The sequence below is a fragment of the Streptomyces sp. CBMA123 genome (assembly GCF_014596465.1).
Classification (GTDB): domain Bacteria; phylum Actinomycetota; class Actinomycetes; order Streptomycetales; family Streptomycetaceae; genus Kitasatospora.
Genome location: NZ_MECK01000223.1, coordinates 74,882 through 98,616 on the forward strand (window position 1 = coordinate 74,882; position 23,735 = coordinate 98,616).

General features: G+C 72.4%; 23 protein-coding genes and 1 tRNA gene. 4 read left to right on the forward strand and 20 right to left on the reverse strand.

The window, feature by feature from the left end:
- Positions 1 to 18: 18 nt before the first annotated feature.
- From BG452_RS23815 to BG452_RS23880, 14 genes are all read right to left on the reverse strand, one after another.
- Positions 19 to 525, reverse strand: a complete 507-nt coding sequence (locus BG452_RS23815) for a hypothetical protein (RefSeq protein ID WP_188306388.1) — start codon at positions 523 to 525, stop codon at positions 19 to 21.
- Positions 526 to 563: 38 nt separating this feature from the next.
- Entirely contained in the window at positions 564 to 1,175 is a 612-nt protein-coding gene (locus BG452_RS23820) for a hypothetical protein (RefSeq protein ID WP_188306389.1), read from the reverse strand.
- Positions 1,176 to 1,219: 44 nt separating this feature from the next.
- Complete coding sequence (locus tag BG452_RS23825; protein ID WP_188306390.1) at positions 1,220 to 1,657, reverse strand: hypothetical protein; 438 nt, start codon at positions 1,655 to 1,657, stop codon at positions 1,220 to 1,222.
- 126 nt (positions 1,658 to 1,783) lie between these two features.
- On the reverse strand, positions 1,784 to 2,566 hold the full coding sequence (locus BG452_RS23830) for an ABC transporter permease (protein ID WP_188306391.1): 783 nt from the start codon (positions 2,564 to 2,566) through the stop codon (positions 1,784 to 1,786).
- Positions 2,563 to 3,534 (reverse strand): ATP-binding cassette domain-containing protein, encoded by a 972-nt coding sequence (locus BG452_RS23835; protein WP_188306392.1) that lies wholly within the window; start codon positions 3,532 to 3,534, stop codon positions 2,563 to 2,565. The genes BG452_RS23830 and BG452_RS23835 overlap by 4 nt, the downstream gene beginning before the upstream one ends.
- Complete coding sequence (locus BG452_RS23840) at positions 3,534 to 4,373, reverse strand: DUF4097 family beta strand repeat-containing protein (protein WP_188306393.1); 840 nt, start codon at positions 4,371 to 4,373, stop codon at positions 3,534 to 3,536. Before BG452_RS23840 ends, BG452_RS23835 begins: the two co-directional genes overlap by 1 nt.
- Before the next feature lie 92 nt (positions 4,374 to 4,465).
- Positions 4,466 to 5,053, reverse strand: coding sequence for a toxin-antitoxin system HicB family antitoxin (locus tag BG452_RS23845; protein ID WP_188306394.1), 588 nt, complete (start codon positions 5,051 to 5,053; stop codon positions 4,466 to 4,468).
- A 166-nt stretch (positions 5,054 to 5,219) separates the two neighbouring features.
- The gene (locus BG452_RS23850) at positions 5,220 to 6,242 is read right to left on the reverse strand and encodes an adenosine deaminase (RefSeq protein WP_411292999.1); all 1,023 of its coding nucleotides are present in this window, start codon (positions 6,240 to 6,242) and stop codon (positions 5,220 to 5,222) included.
- A 199-nt stretch (positions 6,243 to 6,441) separates the two neighbouring features.
- Entirely contained in the window at positions 6,442 to 7,737 is a 1,296-nt protein-coding gene (locus tag BG452_RS23855) for a DUF445 domain-containing protein (RefSeq protein WP_317621194.1), read from the reverse strand.
- Positions 7,738 to 7,932: 195 nt separating this feature from the next.
- Positions 7,933 to 9,240: a nucleotide sugar dehydrogenase gene (locus BG452_RS23860; protein ID WP_188306424.1), complete on the reverse strand. Its 1,308-nt coding sequence runs from the start codon at positions 9,238 to 9,240 to the stop codon at positions 7,933 to 7,935.
- A gap of 5 nt (positions 9,241 to 9,245) precedes the next feature.
- The gene (locus BG452_RS23865; RefSeq protein ID WP_188306395.1) at positions 9,246 to 10,472 is read right to left on the reverse strand and encodes a glycosyltransferase family 2 protein; all 1,227 of its coding nucleotides are present in this window, start codon (positions 10,470 to 10,472) and stop codon (positions 9,246 to 9,248) included.
- Between the two features lie 250 nt (positions 10,473 to 10,722).
- On the reverse strand, positions 10,723 to 11,682 hold the full coding sequence (locus tag BG452_RS23870; RefSeq protein WP_188306396.1) for an ATP-binding cassette domain-containing protein: 960 nt from the start codon (positions 11,680 to 11,682) through the stop codon (positions 10,723 to 10,725).
- Positions 11,683 to 11,709: 27 nt separating this feature from the next.
- Positions 11,710 to 12,627, reverse strand: coding sequence for an ABC transporter permease (locus tag BG452_RS23875; RefSeq protein WP_317621195.1), 918 nt, complete (start codon positions 12,625 to 12,627; stop codon positions 11,710 to 11,712).
- The gene (locus tag BG452_RS23880; protein WP_188306397.1) at positions 12,620 to 13,537 is read right to left on the reverse strand and encodes an ABC transporter permease; all 918 of its coding nucleotides are present in this window, start codon (positions 13,535 to 13,537) and stop codon (positions 12,620 to 12,622) included. The genes BG452_RS23875 and BG452_RS23880 overlap by 8 nt, the downstream gene beginning before the upstream one ends.
- 300 nt (positions 13,538 to 13,837) lie before the next feature.
- Here BG452_RS23880 and BG452_RS47220 point away from each other — a divergent pair, with 300 nt between their 5' ends.
- Entirely contained in the window at positions 13,838 to 16,159 is a 2,322-nt protein-coding gene (locus BG452_RS47220; protein ID WP_188306398.1) for a transglycosylase domain-containing protein, read from the forward strand.
- 47 nt (positions 16,160 to 16,206) lie between these two features.
- Here the strand turns inward: BG452_RS47220 and BG452_RS23890 are convergent, their stop codons facing one another.
- The 3 genes from BG452_RS23890 to BG452_RS23900 form a co-directional block, all read right to left on the reverse strand.
- Positions 16,207 to 17,379 carry a winged helix DNA-binding domain-containing protein gene (locus BG452_RS23890; RefSeq protein ID WP_188306399.1) on the reverse strand — a complete coding sequence of 391 codons (1,173 nt, stop codon included), beginning with the start codon at positions 17,377 to 17,379 and terminating at the stop codon, positions 16,207 to 16,209.
- A gap of 134 nt (positions 17,380 to 17,513) precedes the next feature.
- Entirely contained in the window at positions 17,514 to 17,816 is a 303-nt protein-coding gene (locus tag BG452_RS23895; protein ID WP_188306426.1) for a GroES family chaperonin, read from the reverse strand.
- Positions 17,817 to 18,004: 188 nt separating this feature from the next.
- The gene (locus BG452_RS23900; RefSeq protein WP_188306400.1) at positions 18,005 to 18,346 is read right to left on the reverse strand and encodes a DUF3618 domain-containing protein; all 342 of its coding nucleotides are present in this window, start codon (positions 18,344 to 18,346) and stop codon (positions 18,005 to 18,007) included.
- A 156-nt stretch (positions 18,347 to 18,502) separates the two neighbouring features.
- On the opposite strand from BG452_RS23900, the gene bcp reads away from it, so the two are divergent.
- Positions 18,503 to 18,976, forward strand: a complete 474-nt coding sequence (gene bcp, locus BG452_RS23905) for a thioredoxin-dependent thiol peroxidase (protein ID WP_188306401.1) — start codon at positions 18,503 to 18,505, stop codon at positions 18,974 to 18,976.
- 95 nt (positions 18,977 to 19,071) lie between these two features.
- Here bcp and BG452_RS23910 read toward each other — a convergent pair whose 3' ends face one another.
- The gene (locus BG452_RS23910) at positions 19,072 to 21,555 is read right to left on the reverse strand and encodes a chitinase C-terminal domain-containing protein (protein WP_411293000.1); all 2,484 of its coding nucleotides are present in this window, start codon (positions 21,553 to 21,555) and stop codon (positions 19,072 to 19,074) included.
- 226 nt (positions 21,556 to 21,781) lie between these two features.
- On the opposite strand from BG452_RS23910, the gene BG452_RS23915 reads away from it, so the two are divergent.
- Together BG452_RS23915 and BG452_RS23920 are read left to right on the forward strand one after the other, a co-directional pair.
- Positions 21,782 to 22,441, forward strand: a complete 660-nt coding sequence (locus tag BG452_RS23915; protein ID WP_188306403.1) for an HNH endonuclease signature motif containing protein — start codon at positions 21,782 to 21,784, stop codon at positions 22,439 to 22,441.
- A gap of 48 nt (positions 22,442 to 22,489) precedes the next feature.
- Positions 22,490 to 22,562: transfer RNA gene (locus tag BG452_RS23920), tRNA-Leu, on the forward strand.
- A 66-nt stretch (positions 22,563 to 22,628) separates the two neighbouring features.
- Here the strand turns inward: BG452_RS23920 and rdgB are convergent.
- Both rdgB and BG452_RS23930 read right to left on the reverse strand, forming a co-directional pair.
- The gene (rdgB, locus tag BG452_RS23925) at positions 22,629 to 23,234 is read right to left on the reverse strand and encodes an RdgB/HAM1 family non-canonical purine NTP pyrophosphatase (protein WP_188306404.1); all 606 of its coding nucleotides are present in this window, start codon (positions 23,232 to 23,234) and stop codon (positions 22,629 to 22,631) included.
- A 39-nt stretch (positions 23,235 to 23,273) separates the two neighbouring features.
- Positions 23,274 to 23,663, reverse strand: a complete 390-nt coding sequence (locus tag BG452_RS23930; protein WP_188306405.1) for a hypothetical protein — start codon at positions 23,661 to 23,663, stop codon at positions 23,274 to 23,276.
- Positions 23,664 to 23,735 lie beyond the last annotated feature (72 nt).

Genomic DNA, 23,735 nt, shown 5'->3' on the forward strand with positions numbered 1-23,735 from the left:
TCCCCGGACCCCGCGCGCTCAGACCTCCTGGGCGCGCGGATCCCCGTCGGCGGAGCGGTCCGCGCCCTCACCCTCGCGCGGGTCCATGCCCCGGCCCGCACGGTTGAACGCCTGGTGGAACGCCCGGCGGAGCGGCGCCGCGGTGGTGAACACGAACAGCCCGAACAGGGTCATCGCCGGCAGCCCGACCACCCCCTGGAGGTAGTCCAGCGGATGGCGCACGAACCCGTCCCAGTTCTCCCACCAGTTCGCGGTCAGGTCGGCCACCATGACGGCCGCACCGAGCGACGGCCCCGCCGGACGGCCTCGGGTCACCAGCACGGCGGCCAGCGGATCGAGCACCAGCAGGGCGTGGAACAGCACCTGGCTCGGCAACGGCCAAGCCCCGTACGCGTGCAGCCCCCCGGTCAGCAGATCGAAGGCATGCACCCCCGCGCCCTCGACGAACCCGATCACCCACACCGCCGCCACCCACCACACCCAGCGCGGCCGCGCTCCCCACCCCCCACGGATCCCCTGTGTCACCGGGCCAGCCTAGAGGGGCTGTTGATCACCACCGGACCCTAGGGCCGGTCTTCGACGATCTCCTGTGCGGGGAGCACCCGGGGCGCGCTCAGGCTGCCGTCGGGGAGGACGTCGAAGACGGTGCGCTTCTCGCGGCCGGTCACGGTGATCTCGTCGGGCCCGGTCCAGTCGATGCGGACGAAGTCGCCGCCCCTGGTGTTCCAGGTGCCCATGCTCCAGTGGCGGGCGGACCAGCCACTGCCGGCCTCCAACTCCACCTGGTAGACCGGGTCGATCGAGAAGGCGACGTTGGTGACGGTCAGCACCCGGTCCGGGCGGTTCGGGCTGACGAAACGATCCTCCCGGCCTCCGTGGCCGCTGAACAGGAAGGACAGGGCCAGGATCGGCACCCCGGCGAAGACCAGCGGTGCCAGCAGGGCCGCGTAGCCGATCTGCGAGAACCGGGTGCGGAACTCCAGCCCGGTCACCAGCGAGACCACGGTCAGCACCACCGCGGAACCGATCAGCAGGACCGGACGGTTGAGCCAGTGCTCGACCACCACCAGCCCGCCCGAGCGGGAGGCGTGCCAGCCCGGCAGGTACACCAGCAGTGCCGCGAGCGCCGCACCCCTGAGCCCCCACGCGATCTGCCAGCGGCGTCTCGCCGTCATCCGTCCCCCCGGGCCGTCTTTTGCCGACCTTTGCGCGGACTTTACTACAGGGGCCCGCCGGGCCGGGGGCGGTGGCTAGCGGGGTGTGACCGTGGGGCTGCCCCGGCGGCCGTCCGGGGCCATGGTGATGGCCCTGACCTCGTGGTGCCGTGGTCACAGTGGAGCTTGCGCTGCCCCGAGTGGGTCTCGTCGTCGAGCAGCCAGGACCGGATCGCGCCGATCGCCGGGGCGACGACGACGGGCACCAGGACGAGCGCGAGGCCGAGTTGCGCGAACCGTCCGCGGGAGCCCGTCCCGGTCACCGCCGAGACCACGAGCAGCACCACCACCGGACCGAGCAGGAGCACCGGGCGGTTGAGCCGGTGCTCGACCACCACCGGCCCGCCCGAGCGGGAGGCGTACCAGCCCGCCGCGTATGCCAGGAGCGCAGCCAGTGCTGTGGGCCCGAGCCCCCACGCGATCCAGTTGTCACGCGTCGTCACCGTCCGCCCCCCAATTGCTCTTTGCCCACTCTTGGCGCGGACTTTACGACGGCGACGCCGGTGCGGCCCGGGTGGCAGGTCTCCCCGCCATCCGCGCCGCACCGGCTCCTACCGGCCGTACCCCCGTCACCGCCGGTAGAAGATGCTCCGCGACCAGAAGTAGCCGATCAGCGTCAGGCCGGCGCACCAGGCGAGGGCGCTCCAGGCGGACGTGGCGCTGATGCCGGTGCCCATCAGCAGGCCGCGCAGGGTCTCGATGATCGGGGTGAAGGGCTGGTACTCGGCGAACCAGCGGAGCCCGGTCGGCATGGAGTCGGTCGGGACGATGGCGCTGCCGATGAAGGGCAGGAACTGCAGCGGCATCGGCATGTTGCTGGCGCTCTCGACGGTCTTGGCGACCAGGCCGATGCCGGCCGAGATCCAGGTCAGGGCGACGGTGACGAAGAGCAGCAGGCCGCTCGCCGCCAGCCATTCGACCGGGCCGGCGGTGGGCCGGAAGCCCATCGCCAGGGCCGCACCGACCACCAGGACCAGTCCGATCATGGTCTGGATGACGCTGCCGAGCACGTGTCCGGCCAGGAAGGCGGAGCGCGATATCGCCATCGTGCGGAAGCGGTTGACGATGCCTTCGGTCATGTCGGTGCAGATGCCGATCGCGGTGACCAGCGATCCGGAGGTGGCCGCCATCAGCACGATGCCGGGCGCCACGTAGTCGATGTAGCTGCCGCCGCCGATGCCGGCTCCGAGCGCGCTGCCGTAGGCGTAGTTGAACAGCAGCAGCATCATCACCGGCATCACCACGACCGCGAAGGTCAGGGAGGGGTACCGCAGTGCGTGCTTGAGGTTCCGGCGGAGCATCGTCAGCGCGTCGCTGAGTGCGTAGCCGGCCGTTCCGGTGGCCGTGCTCATCGTGCACCCTCTCCGGTGAGTTGCAGGAAGACGTCGTCCAGGTCGGCCGTCTCGACGACCAGTGACTCGGCCCGTACGGAGGCGTTGTCGAGGACGTCCAGCACGGCCTTCACGGTGAGCACGGAGTTGTCCGCCGGGATGTCCAGCCGCAGGGCCTCGGTGTCGGCGGTGGCGTACTCGAACAGCGCAGCCGCGGTGCCCAGTTGGCCGGCGTCCGCGAACTGGAGCCGGATCCGCCCGCCGGGGACGATCCGCTTCAGCTCCTCGGCGGTGCCCTCGGCGACGATCCGGCCGCCGTCCAGGACGGCTATCCGGTCGGCGAGTTGGTCGGCCTCCTCCAGGTACTGGGTGGTGAGGAAGATCGTCACCCCGTGGTCGGCGACCAGCCCCCGGATGATCTCCCACATGGTGCGCCGACTGCGCGGGTCCAGCCCGGTGGTGGGCTCGTCCAGGAAGATCACCTCGGGGTCGCCGACCAGGGTCATCGCCAGGTCGAGCTTGCGCCGCATGCCGCCGGAGAAGGTGACGACGGGCTTGCGCGCGGCCTCGGTGAGGTCGAAGCGCCGCAGCAGGCCCTCGGCCCGCCTCCGCCCCTCCCGACGGCGGAGGTGGTTGAGGTCGGCCATCAGCAGCAGGTTCTCCTCGGCGGTGAGGAGGTTGTCCACCGCCGAGAACTGGCCGGTCACCCCGATCGCCTTGCGCACCCCCTCGGCCTGGCGGGCCACGTCGTGGCCCGCCACCCGGGCCAAGCCGCCGTCGGCGGGGATCAGGGTGGAGAGGATCTCCACCGTGGTGGTCTTGCCGGCGCCGTTCGGCCCGAGCAGGGCGAACACGCTGCCGGCCGGGATGGACAGGTCGATGCCCCGGAGCACCGCCTTGTCCCCGTAGCTCTTGGTCAGCCCGACCGTCGAGATCGCCGCCGAGGTCGCCGCAGCCGTCGTCGCGGCCGCTGCCGTGGTCGCCGCCATCAGGCCCTCCGGACGAGGATGCTGCCGACCTGGGTGGTGCCGCGGACCTCGACCGTCTCCCGGGCGTCGCCCGGACCGTCCGCCGGGCCGAGGGCGTTGCGGACGGCGCCGAACTTGCTGTGCACGTCGAGCCAGGCCGCTGTGCCCTCGGCGATGCCGATCTCGATGTCCCCCACGCCGGCCTGCAGGCCGACCTTGCCCCGGACGACCTGGCCGAGCCGGATGTGGCCGTTCGCCGTCCTGACGTCGACGTCCCCCTCGGCGAGGCCGATGTGGATCCGGCCGTTGGAGGAGTTGGCCGTCAGCTCGCCGCGGACCTCGTCGATCTCGGTGTCGCCGTTGCTGTTCTTGACCGTCAGCCGGCCGCCGACGGAGCCGACCTCGATCCGGCCGGAGCCGGTGACCTCGGCGCCGCCGGTGACGGTGCCGACCCGGATGTCGCCCATGTCGGTCTTGAGCCGGGCGCTCGCGGCCCGGTCGAGCTGGATCCGGCCCATGGAGGTCTTGATCCGGCAGTCGCCGAGCGGGCCCTCGGTGACGAAGTCCGCCATCGGGGAGTCGGCGTGCACCTCGGAGCCGGCGGGCAGCTCGACCGTGACGTCGATCGAGCCCTTCTTGCTGGAGAACACGGTGCGCTGCTTGGGGCCCTTGAGGGTGAGCCGGCCGCCGGACAAGTCGACCTGGGTGAGCTCGGCCGCCTTGACGTCCGCGTCCCTGCTGGCGCTGGTGGGCCGGACCTCGACCACGGTGTCGGTGCGCTTGCTCGCCCGGATCCAGACCGAGCCGATCTCGAACTCGATCGAGACGGAGATCTGTCCGTCAGTCTCGTACGTAGGCATGGCTGTCCCGTCCTCTTGACTCGTGTGGGTGTTCCCGCTGGTCGGAGCGGGGGTGACGTTGCAGGGGCAGAAGGTCGGATGGTGCGGAGGCGTCAGTGGACCCAGCCGGTGAAGCCCTGGCCGCCGACGCCGCGCGTGGTACGGACGCCGAGGTCGGCCGCCGGGCGGGCGGCGGGCTGTCCGCCGTCCAGCGCGCCGGCGACGGCCCGGACCAGCCAGGCGTTGAGGGAGAGGCCCTCCTGTCCGGCGGCCTCCTCCGCCCTGGCCTTGAGGTGCGCGGGCAGGCGCAGGTTGATCCGGGCGGTGCCCGTCTCGTCCGACTCCGGCGCCACCCCCGGCGTCACCGGTGGCACTATCGGCGGCACCACCGATGGCATCACGCCCGGCACCACGGACGGCACCACCGCCGGCGCGTCGCCGTGGAAGGCGCCGGAGCCGGGCGGCGCCGTCACCACGAACTCGGGATCGAGGCCGCGCAGGCGTACGTCCACCGAGCCCGGCGCGAGGTCACGGGTGACTTCGCCCATGGCGGCCGAAAGGGCGTTGAGCAGAGTGAGTCGCACGGCCGACTCCAGCGGGAGCGTCAGCCGATCGGCCAGCGCCCGCGCTTCGTCCCCACCGGTGGCGGCGGCCACCGCGAGCTCGTTCCGGAGGTTGTCGACGTACGGCGTGAGGTCCATGGCTAGAGCATGGCACAGCAGTGGTGCCATGTCGAGCCATTTGTGGCACCACTGTGGCACCATCACCCGAAGGGGTCAGGCGCCACAACGGAACCGCCCCGCCGACCGGAGGTCGACGGGGCGGTTCACCAGCGGGAACGCCGTCAGCGGGACACCGGCGGGAACGTCAGCGCAGCTGCTGCCAGCCCGCCAGGTAGGAGTCGATCTCGCCGACCAGCCGGGCCTTGCCCGGCCGCTCCAGGAACGAGGCCTCGACCGCGTTGCGCGCCAGCGCCGCCACCCCGGTCTCGTCCAGCCCCAGCAGCCGCGCCGCCACCGCGTACTCGGTGTTGAGGTCGGTGCCGAACATCGGCGGGTCGTCGCTGTTGACCGTCACCAGCAGCCCGGCCTCGACCATCCGCTTGATCGGGTGGTCCTCGATCCGGCCCACCGCCCGGGTGGCGATGTTGGAGGTCGGGCAGACCTCCAGCGGGATGCGGTGCTCGCCCAGGTGGTCGAGCAGCGCCGGGTCCTTCACCGCCTGGGTGCCGTGCCCGATGCGCTCGGCGCCGAGCTCGCGGATGGCGTCCCAGACCGTCTCCGGCCCGGTGGTCTCGCCGGCGTGCGGGACGGAGCGCAGGCCGGCCGCCCGGGCCCGGTCGAAGTACGGCTTGAACTGCGGCCGCGGCACGCCGATCTCGGGGCCGCCCAGGCCGAAGCTGACCAGGCCCTCGGGGGCGAGGTCGGTGGCCAGCCGGGCGGTGATCTCGGCCGCCTCCAGGCCCGCCTCGCCGGGGATGTCGAAGCACCAGCGCAGCACCACGCCGAGGTCCTTCTCGGCGCGCAGCCGGGCGTCCTCGATCGCCTCCATGAAGGCCACGTCGGGGATGCCGCGCTTGACCGAGGAGTACGGCGTGAGGGTCAGCTCGGCGTAGCGGATGTTCTGCCGGGCCATGTCCTCGGCCACGCCGTAGGTGAGCGCGCGGACGTCCTCGGCGTCGCGGATCAGGTCCACCACGCTCAGGTAGACCTCGATGAAGTGCGCGAAGTCGGTGAAGGTGAAGTACTCGGCGAGCGCCGTCGGGTCCGTCGGCACCGCGGACTTGCCGGCGTACCGCCCGGCCAGGTCGGCGACGACGCGCGGCGAGGCCGAGCCGACGTGGTGGACGTGCAGCTCCGCCTTGGGCATCCCGGCGATGAACGCCTCGATGCTCCGGTCGGCGGTGCCGCCGGGGGTGCTGCCAGTGGGGTTTCCGATCCGACTTCCGTCCGGCTGGACCACGGTGGTTCCCTTCTCCTTCTGCTTCTGCGCCGCACCTTCCGGGCCGCGCCTTCGACGCTGCGCCTTCTACGCGCGTATCGCGAACGTCGGCCCAGGATAGGCGCAAAGCCGGGCGGCCGGTGGGTGATCAGCCCCCGAGCGCGACCGCCACGGTGTGGATCAGCAGCCCGGCCAGCGCCCCGACCACGGTGCCGTTGATCCGGATGAACTGGAGGTCCCGGCCGACGTTGGCCTCGATCTTGCGCGAGGCGTCGTCGGCGTCCCAGCCCGCCACCGTCTCCGAGATCAGCGAGGTGATCTCGGCCCGGTAGGTGTCGACCAGGTACTGGGCGGCGTCCTGCAGCCAGCCGTCCACCTTGGCCTGCAGCTTGGTGTCGGTGGCCAGGCGCTCGCCGAAGCCGTGCACGCCGTCGCGGATGCGCCGGCGCAGTTCGCTGTCCTCGTCCTCGGCCGCGCCCATCACCAGGGTGCGCACGGCCGCCCAGGTGGAGTTGATCAGGTCCTGCACCTCGGGGCGGGCCAGCAGCTCGCCCTTGGCCCGCTCGACCCGGGCGATGGTCTCCGGGTCGGTCTGCAGCTCGGTGGCGAAGTCGGCGAGGAAGTTGTCGATCGCGCCGCGGGCCGGGTGCTCGGGGTCGTCCCGGATGTCGGTGACGAAGCGCAACAGCTCCTTGTAGACCCGCTCGCCGACCTGCTGGTCGAGGAACCGCGGGGTCCAGCCCGGGGTCTTCTGGGTGACCTTGCGGACCACGTCCTCGTGGTTGGCGGTCAGCCAGCCGTGCGCCCGGACGGTGACCAGGTCCACCACCCCGTGGTGCCCGCCGTCCGCGACCACCTTGCCCAGCATCCGGCCCATCGGCTCGGCCACCGAGGTGGCGGCGGCCCGCCTGGTCACCGCCTCGGCGACCACCGCCCGCACGTCGTCGTCGCGCAGCACCGCGAGCAGCCCGCGCAGCGCCGCCGAGGCCTCCTTGGTGACCCGCTCGGCGCTGCCCGGAGTGGCCAGCCACTCCCCCAGCCGACGGCCGACGCCGAGCGCGGCGAGCCGGCCGCGCACCACGTGGCCGGCCAGGAAGTTGTCGCCGACGAACTCGCCGAGCGAGCGCCCGAACGCGTCCTTCTTGGTCGGGATGATCGCGGTGTGCGGGATCGGCAGGCCGAACGGACGGCGGAACAGGGCCGTCACGGCGAACCAGTCCGCCAGCGCGCCGACCATGCCCGCCTCGGCGGCGGCCGCCACGTACCCGGCCCAGGCGCCGGCGCCGGCCGCCTTGGCCCAGGTCGCGAGGGCGAAGACCAGGGTCGCGAAGGCCAGCAGGCCGGTCGCGATGGTCTTCATCCGGCGGACGCCGTGTCTCTTCTGCTCGTCGGCCGCGGTGAACCGGACCCCGGGGCCGGTCCCGCTGAAGGCTTCGTCACTCACCCCGCCAGTCTGCCCGGTGCCCGGCGCGGACGGAGGCGTGCCCCACGATCACCCGCCCCGAACCCTCGGCCGCGCCCCTACTCCGCGCCCCCTGCCCCCGCCCGAACCCGGCCGCCCCGCCCGGAACCAGCCGCCCAGCACGGTCCGACCTGAACCAGCCGTACGCCCTGAACCCGGCTCACGCCCGAACCCGGCTCACGCCCCGCCCAGCACGATCCTCCGCACCCCCGCCCCCGCCCACCGCGCCGGATCCGTGCACCGCCGCCCGTCCAGCAGCACCACCACCCCCGGCAGGTCCGCCGGCCCCAGCTCCCGGTACTCCGGGTGGTCCGCCTGCAGCACCGCCGCCACCACCGGCTCCCCGCCGTACGCCGGCAGCCCGAGCGCCGTCAGCTCCTCCGCCCGGTACAGCGGATCGGCGACGTACGCCCTGGCCCCGGCCGCCTCCAGCGCCGCCACCAGCGGGAACACCCCCGAGTACGCCGTCTCCTTGACGCCGCCCCGGTACGCGGCCCCCAGCACCAGCACCCCCTGCCCGGCGATCCCGCCCGGCAGCACCCCGGCGAGGGCCCCGGCCAGCACCCCGACCGCGTACCCGGGCACCTCCAGGTTGGCCTCCCGGGCTGCCCGGACCACCGTGGCAGCCGGGTCGTTCCACAGGTACAGCCGCGGGTACACCGGGATGCAGTGCCCGCCGACGGCGATGCCCGGCCGGTGCAGGTGGCTGTACGGCTGCGAGTTGCAGGCGTCGGCGACCTCCGCGAAGTCCACCCCGACCCGGTCCGCGTACCGGGCGAACTGGTTGGCCAGCGCGATGTTGACGTCCCGGTACGTGGTCTCGGCGAGCTTGGCGAACTCGGCCGCCTCCACCGAGGCCAGCTCCCACACCCCGTTGGGCCGGGGCAGGTCGGGGCGCGGGTCGAAGTCCAGCACCGCCCGGTAGAACTCGGCGCCGCGCCGCAGCGAGGAGGCGTCCAGGCCGCCGACCAGCTTGGGGTAGCGCCGCAGGTCCGCGAAGACCCGCCCGGTGCGCACCCGCTCCGGGCTGAACACCAGCGCGAACTCCGCCCCGGGCGCCAGCCCGGAGCCGGCCGCCAGCCGGGGCGCCCAGCGCTCCCGGGTGGTGCCGACCGGCAGGGTGGTCTCGTAGCTGACCAGCGCGCCCCGGCGCAGCCCGGCCGCGACGGCGTCGGTGGCCGCGTCGAGCAGCGCGAAGTCCGGGGTGCCGTCGGCGGCGGTGACCAGCGGGACGACCAGGACGACGGCCGCCGAGCCGGCCACCGCGGCCGTGGTGTCGGTGGTGGCCCGCAGCCGGCCCTCGGCGACCACCCGCTTGAGCGCCTCGTCCAGCCCCTCCTCCCGGGGGAACGGCGGCACGCCCCGGTTGACGCTCTCCACCACCCGGGGCGCGATGTCCGCCCCGACCACCCGGTGGCCCTTCCGCGCGAACTGCACCGCCAGCGGCAGGCCGAGCTTGCCGAGCCCGACCACGCAGACGTCCAGGGCGGTCATCCCCGTCCTCCGTTCACCGAGTTGGCGAGCCGGCGCCACACCGGGTGGCGCCGCAGTCCGCGCCGCAACTGCTCCGGGACGACGCCGCGCCACAGCTGCTGGGCGAGGTTGAGCGGCGGTACGGCGACGGCCGGCGGCTCCTCCCGCAGCAGGAACAGCTCGTCGGGCAGGCCGAGCCGGGCGTCCCGGAACGCGGGGTAGCCCGCGTAGTGCCGCCACCCGTCCGCCACCACCGGCGGCTCGCCGTGCGCGGCCTCGTAGCGGATCTGGTCGCGCAGCGCCTCCGGCCGTACGGCGGCGGCGAGTTCGAGCCGCAGCCGCTCGGCGACCGGCAGCCGGTGGTACACCTCGCGGGCGCCGAACCGCTCGATCATCCGGCCGACCTCGGCGCACACCCGCCGCTGCAGCCCGTCGTCCAGCAGCAGGAAGCCGTCCTGGAGCAGCCGGGGTACGTCCCAGGCGAAGCTGCGAACCCGGATGGCGTCCAACTCCTCGCCCGGATCGGCCAGTTCGGCGGCCACCTGCTGCAGGGCGGCGATCCCGCGCAGCCGGTCCAGCACCGAGGCCCGCTCGGTGACGTTGCCGCGGTCCTCGCGCAGCACCAGGAAGTAGCAGTCGTAGTCGGCGAGGACGGACACCCGGTCCGCCCGCAGGCAGGCCTCCAGGGTGAACGGCTGGTCCGAGAAGACCTTCAACCCCTCGTTGCGGCGCAGGCCGTGGCGCCGGACGAGGTCCAGCCGGAAGAGCTTGGTGTCCGCCAGCGCCCAGGCCAGCGCCGAGTCCGCGAAACCGACCGACTCGGCGTCCGCATGGAAGATGCCCTGCGGCACCAGCCGCCCGTTCACCCCGACGTGCTTGGGCACCACCACGTCCGAACCCCAGGCGTCGGCGGCCGCGACCAGCCGCTCCAGCGCCTCCGCGCCCAGCCAGTCGTCGGCACCGAGGAACAGCACGTAGCGGCCGCGGGCCAGGTCCAGGCCGCGGTTGGTCGGGGCCGCCGGGCCGCCAGAGTTGGGCTGGTGGACCACCCGGAACAGCCCCGGGTGCCGGGCCGCGTACTCGTCCAGCAGCGCCTCGCCACCGTCCGTGGAGCCGTCGTCGACGACCACCACCTCCAGCCGCCCCGGCGCCAGGGACTGCCCGACCAGCGAGTCCAGGCAGGCGGTGAGGTACGGCATGGTGTTGTAGACCGCGACCACCACGGTCACGTCGGGTACGGTCATCGGGCGGCGGGCCTCCGGGGCTGACGGTGCGCCGGCGCGTGGGCTGACCGGCGGCGATGCACCGTCCAACTCGGCCGCCCGCCGGGGAGTCACGTGCCCTCCCCGGACGGGTGACCGGAACCGAACACCAGCTTGACGGGCCGGCCGCGTTCGGCCCCCGCCCGATGCGTCAGCCGGCCGGGTTCGGCCCCCGCCCGATGGGCGAGCCGGCCGGGTTCGGCCCCGCCCGAGGCCTCGGCCCCGGACGCCGTCAGCCGATCGCGACCTCCGCGTACATCCGCGCGATCACGTCCTCGATGGCCGGCTCGCGCACCGAGAGGTCCACCAGCGGGTACCGCTCCGCGACCGCCGCCACGATCGGCGCCGCGCTCTCCTGCGCCGGGAAGGCCAGCCACTGGCGCGGCCCCTCGACCTTCACCACCCGCGCCCCGGCCACCTCGATCGCCGGCCGGGCCTCGGCCAGGTCGACCACCAGCGTCCGCTCGCTGCGCCCGGCGGCGTGCAGCCCGTCCAGTCCGCCGTCGTGGACGACCCGGCCGTGGTCGATGACCATCACCCGGTCGCAGAGCTGCTCGATGTCGGTGAGGTCGTGGGTGGTGAGCAGCACGGTGGTGCCGCGGTCCCGGTTGACCTCGCGCAGGAACTCGCGCACCTTGCCCTTGCTGACCACGTCCAGGCCGATGGTCGGCTCGTCCAGGTAGAGCACCTGGGGGTCGTGCAGCAGGGCCGCCGCGAGGTCGCCGCGCATCCGCTGGCCGAGCGAGAGCTGGCGCACGGGGGTGTCCAACAGGCCTTCCAGATCGAGCAGTTCGACGCAGCGGCCGAGGTTCTCGCGGTACCGCCGGTCGGGGATCCGGTAGATCCGGCGGGCGAGTTCGAAGGAGTCGCGCAGCGGGAGGTCCCACCACAGGGTGGTGCGCTGGCCGAAGACGACGCCGATCCGGCGGGCCAGCGCGACCCGTTGGCGGGCCGGGTCGACCCCGGCGACGCGCAGCCGGCCGGAGCTGGGGACGAGGATGCCGGTGAGCATCTTGATGGTGGTCGACTTGCCGGCGCCGTTGGGCCCGATGTAGCCGACGCACTCGCCGGCCTCGACGGTGAAGCTGAGCCCGTCCACCGCGCGCACCTCGCGCTTGACCCGGTTGAACCGGCCGGTGCGGGCCCGCACGGTGAAGGTGCGCCGGACGTCCTGGAGTTCGATCAGTGCCATTCGGATTCCTCACGGAGCAGGGGGAGTTCAGCTGCCGGTGCCGCGGTAGGCGCGCAGCCCGGCCCGCCAGGCGAGCCCGGCGGCGGCGACGCACAGCGCAGCGGCGACCGGGGAGGCGTACTGGAAGGCGGTGGGCAGCCCGAGCGGGTCGGGGCGGCCGAGGATGCGCAGGGAGGGCAGCCAGTTGACGAAGGCCAGCGGCACGCCGAAGACCACCCCGGCGACCAGTTCCTTGGCGAAGACGGTCGGCGGGTAGTGCAGCAGGGTCGCGCCGCCGTAGGTGAAGGAGTTCTGGATCTCCTTGGACTCGCCCCACCAGAACTGGACGGTGGCGCCGCCGACGTAGATCGCGCCGAAGATGACGCTGCCGCACAGCAGCAGGACGGGCACCAGCAGCACCCGGTCCCAGGTCCAGTGCACGTCCAGGGTGGCCAGCGACCAGGCGAGCACGAGCACGGCCTGGATCGGGCGGCCGAGCCGGCGCAGGGAGAAGCGTTCGGCGCACAGCTGGGAGAGCGCGGGGGCGGGGCGGATCAGCATGGTGTCCAGCGTCCCGTTCATGATCCGCGCGCCCAGGCCGTCGGCCGAGCCGACCAGCAGGTTGGCCATGCCGAGCGAGAAGGTCGCGGTGGCGTACAGGAAGGCGATCTCCGGCAGTCGCCAGCCGCCGAGTTGGTCGGTGTGCCGGAACATGATCACCAGCACCACGAAGTCGAGCGAGTGGGTGACCAGGCTGGCCAGCAGGTTGAGCAGGAAGGAGGCCCGGTAGGCCATCATCGAGCGCATCCACATCCGGGCGCACAGCCACCAGGAGCGGACCGCCCAGGACGTCCGGGCGAGGAACGGCTCGGCGGCGAGCGGCTCGGCGGTGAAGCGCTCGGCGGTGAACTGCTCGACGGCAGAGGACCGGGCGACGGAGGACCGGGTGACGGAGGACTCAGCCACCCTGCACCACCACCCGCCGGGTCGCCAGCCACTGCGCGCCCCGCCCGGCGGCGAGCAGCACGGCCGCCCAGCCGAGCTGGGAGCCCAGCGCCGCGAGCAGCCCGGCGCCGTCCGCCCGCTCCAGGAAGACGTCCGTCGGCACCTTGATCAGCGCCGCCCAGGGCAGCACCCCGGCGAGGTCGCCGAGCGGGCCGGGGAAGAGCGCGATCGGCAGCAGCATCCCGGAGAAGAACATCGAGACCACCAGCATCACCGCGCGCACCCCCTCCGAGTCGTGCAGCCAGAAGCCGGTGATCGAGACCAGGAACCGCATCCCGAAGCTGACCAGCAGCGCGAGCAGCACCGAGAACAGGAAGAACACCCAGGTCAGCGCGTGCTCGGGCATCCGGGTGCGGAACACCAGCGCGCCGACCAGCAGCGGTACGGTGCCGCGGACCAGTACCTGGAAGCCGGCCCGGCCGAGGTCGGTGGCCAGCCACCAGGCCTGGAAGTCGACCGGGCGGTAGAGGTCGACGGCGATGTCCCCGCTGCGGAAGCGGTCCTGGAGCTCGTCCTGGAAGCCGCCGCCCCAGACCGAGACGGTGACCAGCATGGCCTGGCTGACCCAGATGTAGGTGACGGCCTGGCCCTGGTCGTAGCCGCCGAGGTTGGGGCGGGCCTGCCAGAGGGCGAGGAAGGAGGAGGCCAGGATGATGCCGAAGACGGTGTTGGTGAAGGTGCCGGCCAGGGTGGCGGCCCGGTAGGTGGAGTAGCGGCGGAAGGCGCCGCGGGCGACGGCGGCGTACAGCCCGAGGACGGTCCCGGAGGCTACGGCGCCGGGGGCCACGGCCCCGGAGGCGATGCCCTCGGAAGCCGCGCCCTCGGCCCCGGTATCAGGAGGCCTCGCCCCAGCCGGTGCAGCGTTCTGCATATTGTCTCCTTGTCGACAAATACGGGCAGGCGGATACCCGCAGGCACCCGCCCACACCCCAACGGCTCCGACCGGCCACACCCGGGGGTGCCGGGCCGGACGGGCGGAGCTGCCGAAAGTCGGTGCGATGTTCAGAAATCGGTGCGCTATGCGATGTGCACCTTTCACCGTACCGCCGGCCCCCACAGCCCGCACCCGGTTTTCCGACGCACCACGGGGCACGCGACACGGTCCGCACAACCACGCACCTCAGAGCCCCCGCCGCCGCTGAACCCGCGTCAAATAGCAGATAATCCCGCCATGACGTTGAGCACCCGCCGCCAGGCCAAACGGGCCGCCCGCCGCGAAGCCCGCCGCGCCCTCCCCCTCTGGCGCCGGCTCCTGCCCACCTGGCGGATCACCCTCGGCACCCTCACCGCGCTGCTCCTGCTCGCCGTCGGCGCCTTCGCCGTGCTCTACGTCATCGTCCCGGTGCCCGACCCCAACGCCCGCGCCGTCGCCCAGAACAACATCTACCTCTACGCCGACGGCACCACCGAGATCGCCCGCACCGGAGCCGTCAACCGCACCGACGTCACCATCGACCAGATCCCGCTGCAGACCCAGCAGGCCGTCGTCTCCGCCGAGGACCGCACCTTCTACCAGAACCGCGGCATCGACCTGAAGGGCATGGTCCGGGCCGGCTGGAACACCCTGCTCGGCAAGGGCATGCAGGGCGGCTCCACCATCACCCAGCAGTACGTCAAGAACTACTACCTGACCCAGGACCAGACCTTCGAACGCAAGGGCCGCGAACTCTTCATCGCCCTCAAGGTCGACCAGCAGCGCGACAAGAAGGACATCCTCGCCGGCTACCTCAACAGCAGCTACTTCGGCCGCGGCGCCTACGGCATCCAAAGCGCCGCCCACGCCTACTACGGCGTCGACGTCTCCCAACTCACCCTCGGCCAGGGCGCCTACCTCGCCTCCCTGCTCCAGGCCCCCAGCCTCTACGACGTCAAGACCGCCACCCCCGCCAACCGCGAGAAGGCCGTCGCCCGCTGGAACTACGCCCTCGACGGCATGGTCCAGCTCGGCTTCCTCACCACCGCCGACCGCACCGCCACCACCTTCCCCGAACCCATCGACCCCCAGCCCGCCACCGGCCTCTCCGGCCAGGCCGGCTACCTCGTCGGCGTCGCCGACGACTACCTCATCTCCTCCGGCACCATCGACGCCGCCACCCTCAAGGCCGGCGGCTGGCGGATCACCACCACCTTCGACAAGCCCAGGCAGGACGCCTTCGTCAAGGCCGTCCAGGACGAACTCACCGGCGAACTCGACCCCAAGGCCCGCCCCGCCACCGACACCGACGTCCGGGTCGCCGGCGCCTCCGTCGAGCCCGCCACCGGCCGCGTCGTCGCCGTCTACGGCGGCCCCGACTACGCCAAACAGCCCTACAACGACGCCCTGCGCCAGGACAACCAGATCGGCTCCACCTTCAAACCGGTCGACCTCGCCGCCGGCCTGATCGCCCAGCACACCGTCGACGGCCGCCCGATCACCACCGAGACCCGCTACGACGGCACCAGCGAACGCCCCGTCACCGGCGGCCCCACCCCGTACGCGCCGCCCAACGAGGACGACGTCGACTACGGCAACATCACCCTGCGCCACGCCATGGTGAAGTCCGTCAACTCCGTCTACGCCCAGGAAGGCGTCGACGCCGGACTCGCCCGCGTCCGGGACACCGCCATCAAGCTCGGCATCCCCGACAGCGTCCGCGGCATGGACCCGGCCAACACCTCGATGACCCTCGGCACCGCCACCCCCAGCGCCCTCGACCTCGCCGGTGCCTACGCCACCCTCGCCAACCACGGCCAGGCCCACACCCCGTGGTCCGTCGAGAAGCTCGAACGGGTCAACACCGGCGGTGCCGTCGACGTCCCCAAGATGCCCGACCACAAGCCCACCGACGCCATCGGCCGCACCATCGCCGACTCCGTCACCGACGTCCTGCGCGACGTCATCAGCCCCCGCGGCACCGGCGCCGCCGCCCTCGACCTCGGCCGCCCCGCCGCCGGCAAGACCGGCACCACCGACGCCAACCTCTCCGCCTGGTTCGCCGGCTACACCCCCGAACTCACCACCACCGTCGGCCTGTTCCGGGAGAACCCGAAGAGCCACGCCAAGGAGCCGCTGTCCGGCACCGCCGGCCTCACCCGGATCAACGGCGGCACCTTCCCCACCAAGATCTGGACCGACTACATGACCGCCGCCCTGAACGGCACCCCCACCCAGCAGTTCGACCTGCAAACCGGCCACGGCAACCCCGGCGCCGACACCTGGCCCACCACGACCGGCACCACCAGCCCGAGCGCGAGCACCACCCCCAGCACCGCCACCACCGGCGCCCCCGCGGCCACCACCCCCAGCCACGCCCCCAGCGCGCCCCCCGCCACCGACCAGCCCGGCCCCGACGCCCCCAGCCCGCAGAACCCCCAGCCCAGCCCCAGCCAGGAACAGCCCACCCCGAGCACCCGGCCCACCCAGACCCGGCCCGCCCGGCCCAGCAACCCGCCCACCCCCACCACCGGACCCACCGCCCCGGCGACGGTGCCGGCGCCGGCGCCGGCCCGGTGACGACGCGGTGACGACGCCGGCCCGGTGACGACGGCCGGCCCGGTGGCCTAACCGGACGCCAGCTCCCGCTCCAGCGGCGTCCGGAACCGCGGCGTCACCCGCACCTCCCCCAACCACCCCGCCAGCCGCCCGGCCTCCACCGCGACCGCCCGCTCCGCCTCCGCCCCGACGTCCCGGAACAGCCGCCACACCACCTCGCCGTCCGCCCGCTGCGCCCAGCCGCCGACCACCTCGCCGCACCACCACACCGTCGGCCCGGCATTGCCCGCCCGGTCGAACAGCGCCGGCACGTCCTCCGGCCGCAGGTACCAGTCCCGCCCGCGCCAGCCCATCACCGCCGGGTCCAGCGCCGGCAGCAGCGCCGCCCACGGCTCCGGCGCCGCCACCGGCCCCTCGTCCCCCGGCAGCACCAGGGCGGCCGCACCGTCCGCCAGCGCCACGTCCCGCGCGGCCACGTCCGCCAGCGCCCGGCGGACGTCCCCCAGCGTCCAGCCCGTCCACCACTTCACGTCCTCGACCGTGGCCGGGCCGTACGCCGCCAGCCAGCGCCGCACCACCTCCGCCTTCGCCTCCCGCACCGGCACCTCAGGCCACTGCGGCACCAGCGCCCACGGATAGCTGCTGCTCAGCCACGACCCGCGCGGCCGGCACCGGCGCACGTGCCCGTCCGAGGCCAGCAGCCGCAGCAGCCGACTGCCCACACTCTGCTTCGCCTCGTACGCCTTGCCCGCCGACATCAGCATCGTCTCGCGCAACTGCGGGACGTCATCGCCGAGTTCCTTGGTCGTCGCCTCGCCGCGCACGGCCAGCGCGGCCAGCACCTCGCGCTCCGCCGCCGCCAGCCGGGCCTCGTCCCAGCCCTCGGCGTGGTCGCGCAGGTGCTTCAGCAGCGTCGCCCGCTCCTTCGCCGCGATCGCCCGCGCCGCCGCCGAACTCACGTACGGGGCAAGGCCCTCCGTCACCGCGAAGATCGTCCGCCGCATCGACAGCAGCTTCACCAGCGAGACGTCCTCGTACAGCGCCCGGTCCACCTCCGCCGTCGCCGGCTCCGCCAGCCGCGCACAGGCCGACAGGTACACCGTCGCGGCGTCCGTCGCGTGCAGCCCGACCACCGCGTCGGCCACGTCCTCCACCCGCGCCGCCCGCACCGAGGGCGCCAACAACTGCCGGCGCCCCAACCGGGCCCGCCGCTCCACCCCACCGATCACCGGGACACTCATGCCCGGACCTTAGCGGCCGACACCGACAGGCCCGGCCGACTGCTCCACCACCCGCCCGGCGAACTCACCGAGCAGCGCAGCCGAGCAACCCAGCCGAGCGCGAACAGCCGACCGCGAACAGCCGACCGCCGGGGTCACAGATAGAGGCCGGTCGACCCCTCGGTGTCGCCGAAGCGGGACGCCGCCACCGCGTGCAGGTCGCGCTCGCGCAGCAGCACATAGGTGGCGCCGCGCACCTCGACCTCCAGCTTGTCCTCCGGGTCGTACAGCACGCGGTCACCGGGCTCCACCGAGCGCACGCTCTGGCCCACCGCCACGGCCTCCGCCCAGGTACAGCGCTTGGACAGCTCAGCCGTCGCCGGGATCAGGATGCCGCCGGTCGAGCGGCGCTCGCCCTCGCCGCCTTCGATGCGCACCAGCACCCGGTCGTGCAGCATCCGGATCGGCAGCTTCTCGCCCAGCCGGTCGTGCCGCACCGCGTCGTGCCCGTGGTCGGACTGGGTCGGGTCGTCGTTCGTACTCACGGTCCCGAAGGTACCGCCCCCGGGCGCGGAGCGTGACGCTGGCCCGGCATGCGGAAGGGCCGGACCGCCCGACGGCGCTCCGGCCCCTCCGGCACCACGGCTCAGTCCTTGCGGCGCTTGCGGGACGAGGCGAGCAGCGCCACCAGGCCGAGGCCGACCAGCGCGGCCGGGACGATCCGCTCCTTGCGCGGCTGCCCCTTCTCGTCCACGAACTGCGCCTTCACCTGCTCCACCAGGCCGTTCGCGGCCACGTAGGCCCGAGCCGTCTTCTCCTCGACGGTGGCCATCGCCTTGGCCTTGACCTGCGCGGAGATGGTGCTCGGGTGGATCCGTACGGCCAGCTCGTCCAGGTTCGCCGCCAGCCGGTCGCGGGTGCGCTCGATGTCCGCCTCGATCTGCGCAGCCGTCCGCGCCGGCTTGTCCTGCGTGCTCGCCTCGCCCACTCGGGCCACCCCATTCACTTGCCGATGTCGTCCTGTCGTCCTGTGCGACCAACCCAGTTTGTCAGCTGCCGAGCACGGACGCGCGGCCCCACCCACCAACGGAGGTAAGTTTGCCGTGGTACGACCGCCCGTCCCAGCTCCCAGGAGAGTACGACCGTGACTGAGCGCCTCCAGCCCGGCGACACCGCGCCCGCCTTCAGCCTGTCCGACGCCGACGGCAACCAGGTCTCCCTCGCCGACCACCTGGGCCGCAAGGTCGTCGTCTACTTCTACCCGGCCGCGCTCACCCCCGGCTGCACCAAGCAGGCCTGCGACTTCACCGACAACCTGGAGGTCTTCGCGGGCGCCGGCTACGACGTCATCGGCATCTCGCCGGACCAGCCGGAGAAGCTCGGCACGTTCCGCGAGAAGGAGGACCTCAAGGTCACCCTGCTCTCCGACCCGGACCACGCGGTCCTGGAGGCGTACGCCGCCTACGGCGAGAAGCAGAACTACGGCCGCACCTACCTCGGCGTGATCCGCTCCACGATCATCGTGGACGAGCAGGGCAAGGTCGAGCGCGCGCTGTACAACGTCAAGGCCACCGGCCACGTCGCCAAGCTGCTGCGCGACCTCAAGATCGACGCCTAGGAACGAGGCCCGGGACCGACGGAGCGGTGGCGGCACACCCCCCGACCGGGTGTGCCGCCACCGCCGTTCCCCACCTCGGGTGACCGCCGTCGGGCTCAGCAGGCCCCGAGGTCGTTCCAGACGCCCCAGGCGCCGCCGGCCGTGGGGTCGTCGCCCTTGGTCCACCACTTGTTCTGGTAGTAGTGGCCCTTCCAGGACACCTTGGTCGGCGACGCGTAGGTGGTGCCCGCGTCCCATGCCGGGGCGGCCGTGCAGGCGCCGGAGGTCGGGGTCGCGGTCGGGGTGGGCGTGCCGGTCGGCGTCGCCGTGGCCGTGGCCGTCGGAGTCGCGGTCGGCGTCGGGGTCGGGGTCGGCGTGGCCGTCTGGGTCGGAGTCAGAGTCGCGGTCGCGGTCGGAGTCGGCGTGCCGCCGTCCACCGCGCCCCGGGTCAGGTCGCCCTTGACCCCGTACAGCGTCCCGCCCACGTTGACCGTCCAGTTCGACGGCGTGGACACCGGCAGGTAGTAGACGAAGTCCATGTCGACCGAGGCGCCCGGCGCCAGCGACTGCCAGCCCGGCAGCTTGACCGACACCCGGTTGTAGGTGCCCTTCAGCCCGCCCACGTTGCCCGGCCCCGGGTTGTCCTGCCGGATCACCTGCAGCCCGAAGCCGGACTGGTCCTTGGCGTTGCCCGGCGCCGAGTTGGAGTAGTCGAACTGGAACTCGGTGCCGCCCGGCAGGGTCAGCGTCGAGTTGTTGACGATGTGCAGCTTCGGGTTGATCGGGTAATTGGAGTCGCCCAGCGCGAAGTTGGTGAACGACACGTCGATCGGCAGGGTCTGCTGCGGCAGCGCCACCGTCGAGCGGACCGCCCCGTACGGGCTCGCCGCCTTGAACTTGTCGTACATCAGCGAGGTGAGCGTCGAGCCGGGGACGTACTCGCCCTTGCCGCCGTTGGCGGTGGCGTCCCACCGGTAGTCGCCCGCGAGCTCCCAGATCATCGCACCGCCGGCGCCCTGGTTGACGATGTAGTCCGCCTTGGCGCCCACCGACTGCTCGTCCTCGGTGGACAGGAACACCTTCTTGGCGTCGTTCCACAGCCACGGCGCCACCAGGCTGGAGCTGTAGTTGCGGGTGTAGCTGCCCTGCAGGGCGGTGTCGGTCACGCCGTACCTGGCCAGGTAGTCGGGCAGGATGGCCTTCTCCAGGTTCTTGGCGTGCCACATCGGGTTCGACCCGGCCGGGGACTCCTTGCCCGCGGTGTCCTTGTCGTTCCAGATGTTGTCGATGCCGACCGCGCCGTCACCGCAGGAGGTCAGCCCGGAACCGGCCGGACAGCCGGTCGCCGAGGCGGTGCCCCAGAGGCCGTTGGTGCCGCCCTGGACGTTCTTGAAACCACGGGTGTAGTACGGCAGGCCGACGTTGATCCGGCCGGCCGGCATCGCACCGCGGAAGTAGTGGTACGACCAGTCGGCGTTCAGGTAGCCGATGCCGCCGTACTGCCCGGTGCCGTACACGTTGGCCGCCGCCAACTCGCCGTCCTTGCCGTCGTCGTAGAGCGAGGCGTTCGGACCGACGTACTTGTTCCAGGCGCCGTGCAGGTCGTACGACATGATGTTGACGTAGTCCAGGTACTGCGCCACCTGGAAGGTCTCCATGCCGCGCAGCAGGTAGCCGGAGGACGGTGCCGCGACCGACAGCAGGTAGTGCCGGCCGTCGGCGGCACCCGCCCTGTCCAGGCTCTCCCGCAGGGTCTTCATCAACGCCGCGTACCCCTTGGCCAGCGAGCCGCGCTTGGCGTTGGCGAGCTGCCAGTCCAGCGGGTTGCCGGCGTCCTTCATCGAGGTCGGGTACTCGTAGTCGACGTCGACGCCGTTGAAGCCGTACTTGCGGACGAAGTCGACGGACGAGGCGGCGAAGGTGTCGATGCCGGCCTGGTTGACGCTGCCGTCCGGGTTGACCGTCATCGAGTAGAACCCGCCGGAGTCCACCCGGCTGCCACCGTCGTCGAAGTAGCCACCCGTTTCGGTCCAACCACCCACCGAGATCAGGGTCTTGACGTTCGGGTACTGCTTCTTGAACTTCGTCAGCAGATTGAAGTGGCCCTTGTACGGCAGCGTCGGATCCAGCTCCGCACCCGGCACCCCCGGGAAGTCCGTCCCGGTCGCCGCATTGGTCGGACCGTCCGCGCCGACCGACAGCTTGTTGTCGCCGCCGACGTGCCCGAAGGCGTAGTTGAGGTGGGTGACCTTGTCCCAGGGGATGTCGCTCACCAGATAGGGCTGGTCGCCGTTCTTGCCGGTGCGCCATCCGGTGAAGTACCCGATGATACGGCGCTGGTGGTCGGCGCCCATCCTCTCGCGCCCGCCGGTGTCGTAGACCGAGCAGTACGGGACGTCCACCCCGGGCGTCTGGTACAGCCCGTCCGGGCGACAGGCCGCGTTGTCGACGGCCGCCGACGCCTGCGAGGGCGCCGCACCCAGCGTCGCCATCAACAGCCCGGCCAGCGAGGCCGCCGCCAACGACAGGACACCCGCCCGGGCCGCCGGACTCTTACCGCGCCGAGCGGCGGTGGGACGCCGCTGCGCCGTGCTTCGGATCAACACTCGGTCCTCCAGGAGAGAGTGTCGGCGCGTGCCTGTGGGGCAGCACGCACGTGGGGGATTCACAATTGGCGCCGAAGCTATGTGGTCTGAACCACACAGGTCAATAGGTCTGTACCAATTGGTCATCACTCGGCAAACCCCGGCCGGCCCGTGACCAAACGGGCTCCCGATCGTTCGCACACCGGGGAAGGGGCACGACAACTGCCCGAAGGAGACCGCCATGCCGGTCAAGTGCACGCGCGACCTGCTCGCCGCCGCTGCGGCGGCCGCGACCACGCTGGACGAGATGCTGATCGCGCTCGACCGCGAGCCGAACCCGTACAACCGCTCGTACCTGCGCCAGCGGATCAAGGCGTACGGCATCGACGCCTCGCACTTCCCCGAGCCCGGGACCTTCTACACGAAGGAGCTCCTGGAGGAGGCCGTTGCGGCCTCGCAGAGCGTGGCCGGAGTGCTCCGCCACCTCAATCGGCGCCAGAGCGGCGGCACGCAGGCCCTTGTCGGCCGCCGCATCAAGGACTTTGGAATCGACACCTCCCACTTCACCGGAGAAGCGCACAATCGCGGCAAGCCGTCGCCTCGCCGCCTGCCCCCGGGGGAGGTCCTCATCCAGCGCCCAGCGGAGGCCAATCGACTGCCCGGCTTCCGCGTCCGCCGAGCCCTCACGGAGCTCGGTCGCCCGGAGGAGTGCCAGGACTGCGGCACCGGCCCGGAGTGGCGCGGGCGGCCGATGACACTTGAGGTCGACCACATCAACGGGGACTGGTCGGACAACCGGCCGGACAACCTCCGACTGCTCTGCCCCAACTGCCACTCCATCACCCCCACCTACTGCGGGCGGAACAAGAACCGCACCGTCACCCGGCCATCTGCCGGGTGAGGAATTGTCCTCGGTCGATTCCATCTACCGGTAGGCTTGATGCGGCATGCGCCCGTACTCCAGCGGTAGAGAGGAGCGGTTTAGGTCCGCTTTGTCGTGGGTTCGAATCCCTCCGGGCGTACTGAGTCAAATGGCCCGCTCCCCTTCGGTTCGAAGGGGAGCGGGCCATCCTTGCTCCTGTGGCCCGTCAGCCGATGAGGTCCTTGACCACCGGCGCCAGCGCCCGGAAGGCCTGGCCGCGGTGGCTGATGGCGTTCTTCTCGTCCGCCGTCATCTCCGCGCAGGTGCGGCTCTCCCCCAGCGGCTGGAGGATCGGGTCGTAGCCGAAGCCGCCGTCGCCGGCCGGGGCGGTGCGCAGGGTGCCCAGCAGCCGGCCCTCGACGACGCGCTCGGTGCCGTCGGGCAGGGCGAGGGCGGCGGCGCAGAAGAAGTGGGCGCCGCGGTGGGGTTCGGCGATGTCGGAGAGCTGGGCGAGCAGCAGGTTCAGGTTGGCGAGGTCGTCGCCGTGCTTGCCGGACCAGCGCGCGGAGAAGATGCCGGGCGCGCCGTTGAGGACGTCCACGCAGAGGCCGGAGTCGTCGGCGACGGCGGGCAGGCCGGTGGCGCGAGCCAGGGCGTGGGCCTTGAGCAGGGCGTTCTCGGCGAAGGTGACGCCGGTCTCGGGGACGTCCGGGATCTCGGGGTAGGCGTCGGCGCCGACGAGTTCGACGTCGAGGCCGGCCTCGGTGAGGATGGCGCGCAGCTCGGCGACCTTGTGCTGGTTGCGGGTGGCGAGGATCAGACGGGTGGACATATCGCTCACCCTATCCAGCTATCCAGCGGGGAGGAGCGATCAGCCGGTGCAGACGGAGGTGAGGTTGCCGGCCGCGTCGCCGAGTGGCTTGAGGTCGGGGGCCTGCTTGCGGTCGACGGCCTGCTGGGCCTTGTCGGCCTGCTTCTGGAGGTCGGTCACGGCCTTGGCGACGTCGGTGTTCTTGGCGTTCCTGCCGATCTGGTCGAGGTCGCCCTTGAGCTTCTGCAGTGCCTTGCCGGCGGCCGCCGAGTCGTTGCTGGAGCCGTCGTAGGCCTTGGTGAGGTCGGCGAGGTCGCCGGTGACCTTGACGGCGGTGTTGCCGCAGTCGACGGCCTTCTGGGCGGCGGAGCAACTCACCATGCTGAGTGGGAGGATGGCGATCAGTCCGGCCACGGCGAGGGCGGCGGGGCGGGCGATGCTCGACGGCATCCGGTCCTCCTGGTGGGCGGGGGTTCCATGGGGAGGGACGCACTCCGCCTGCGGCGCGGTTCCCGCAGCGGG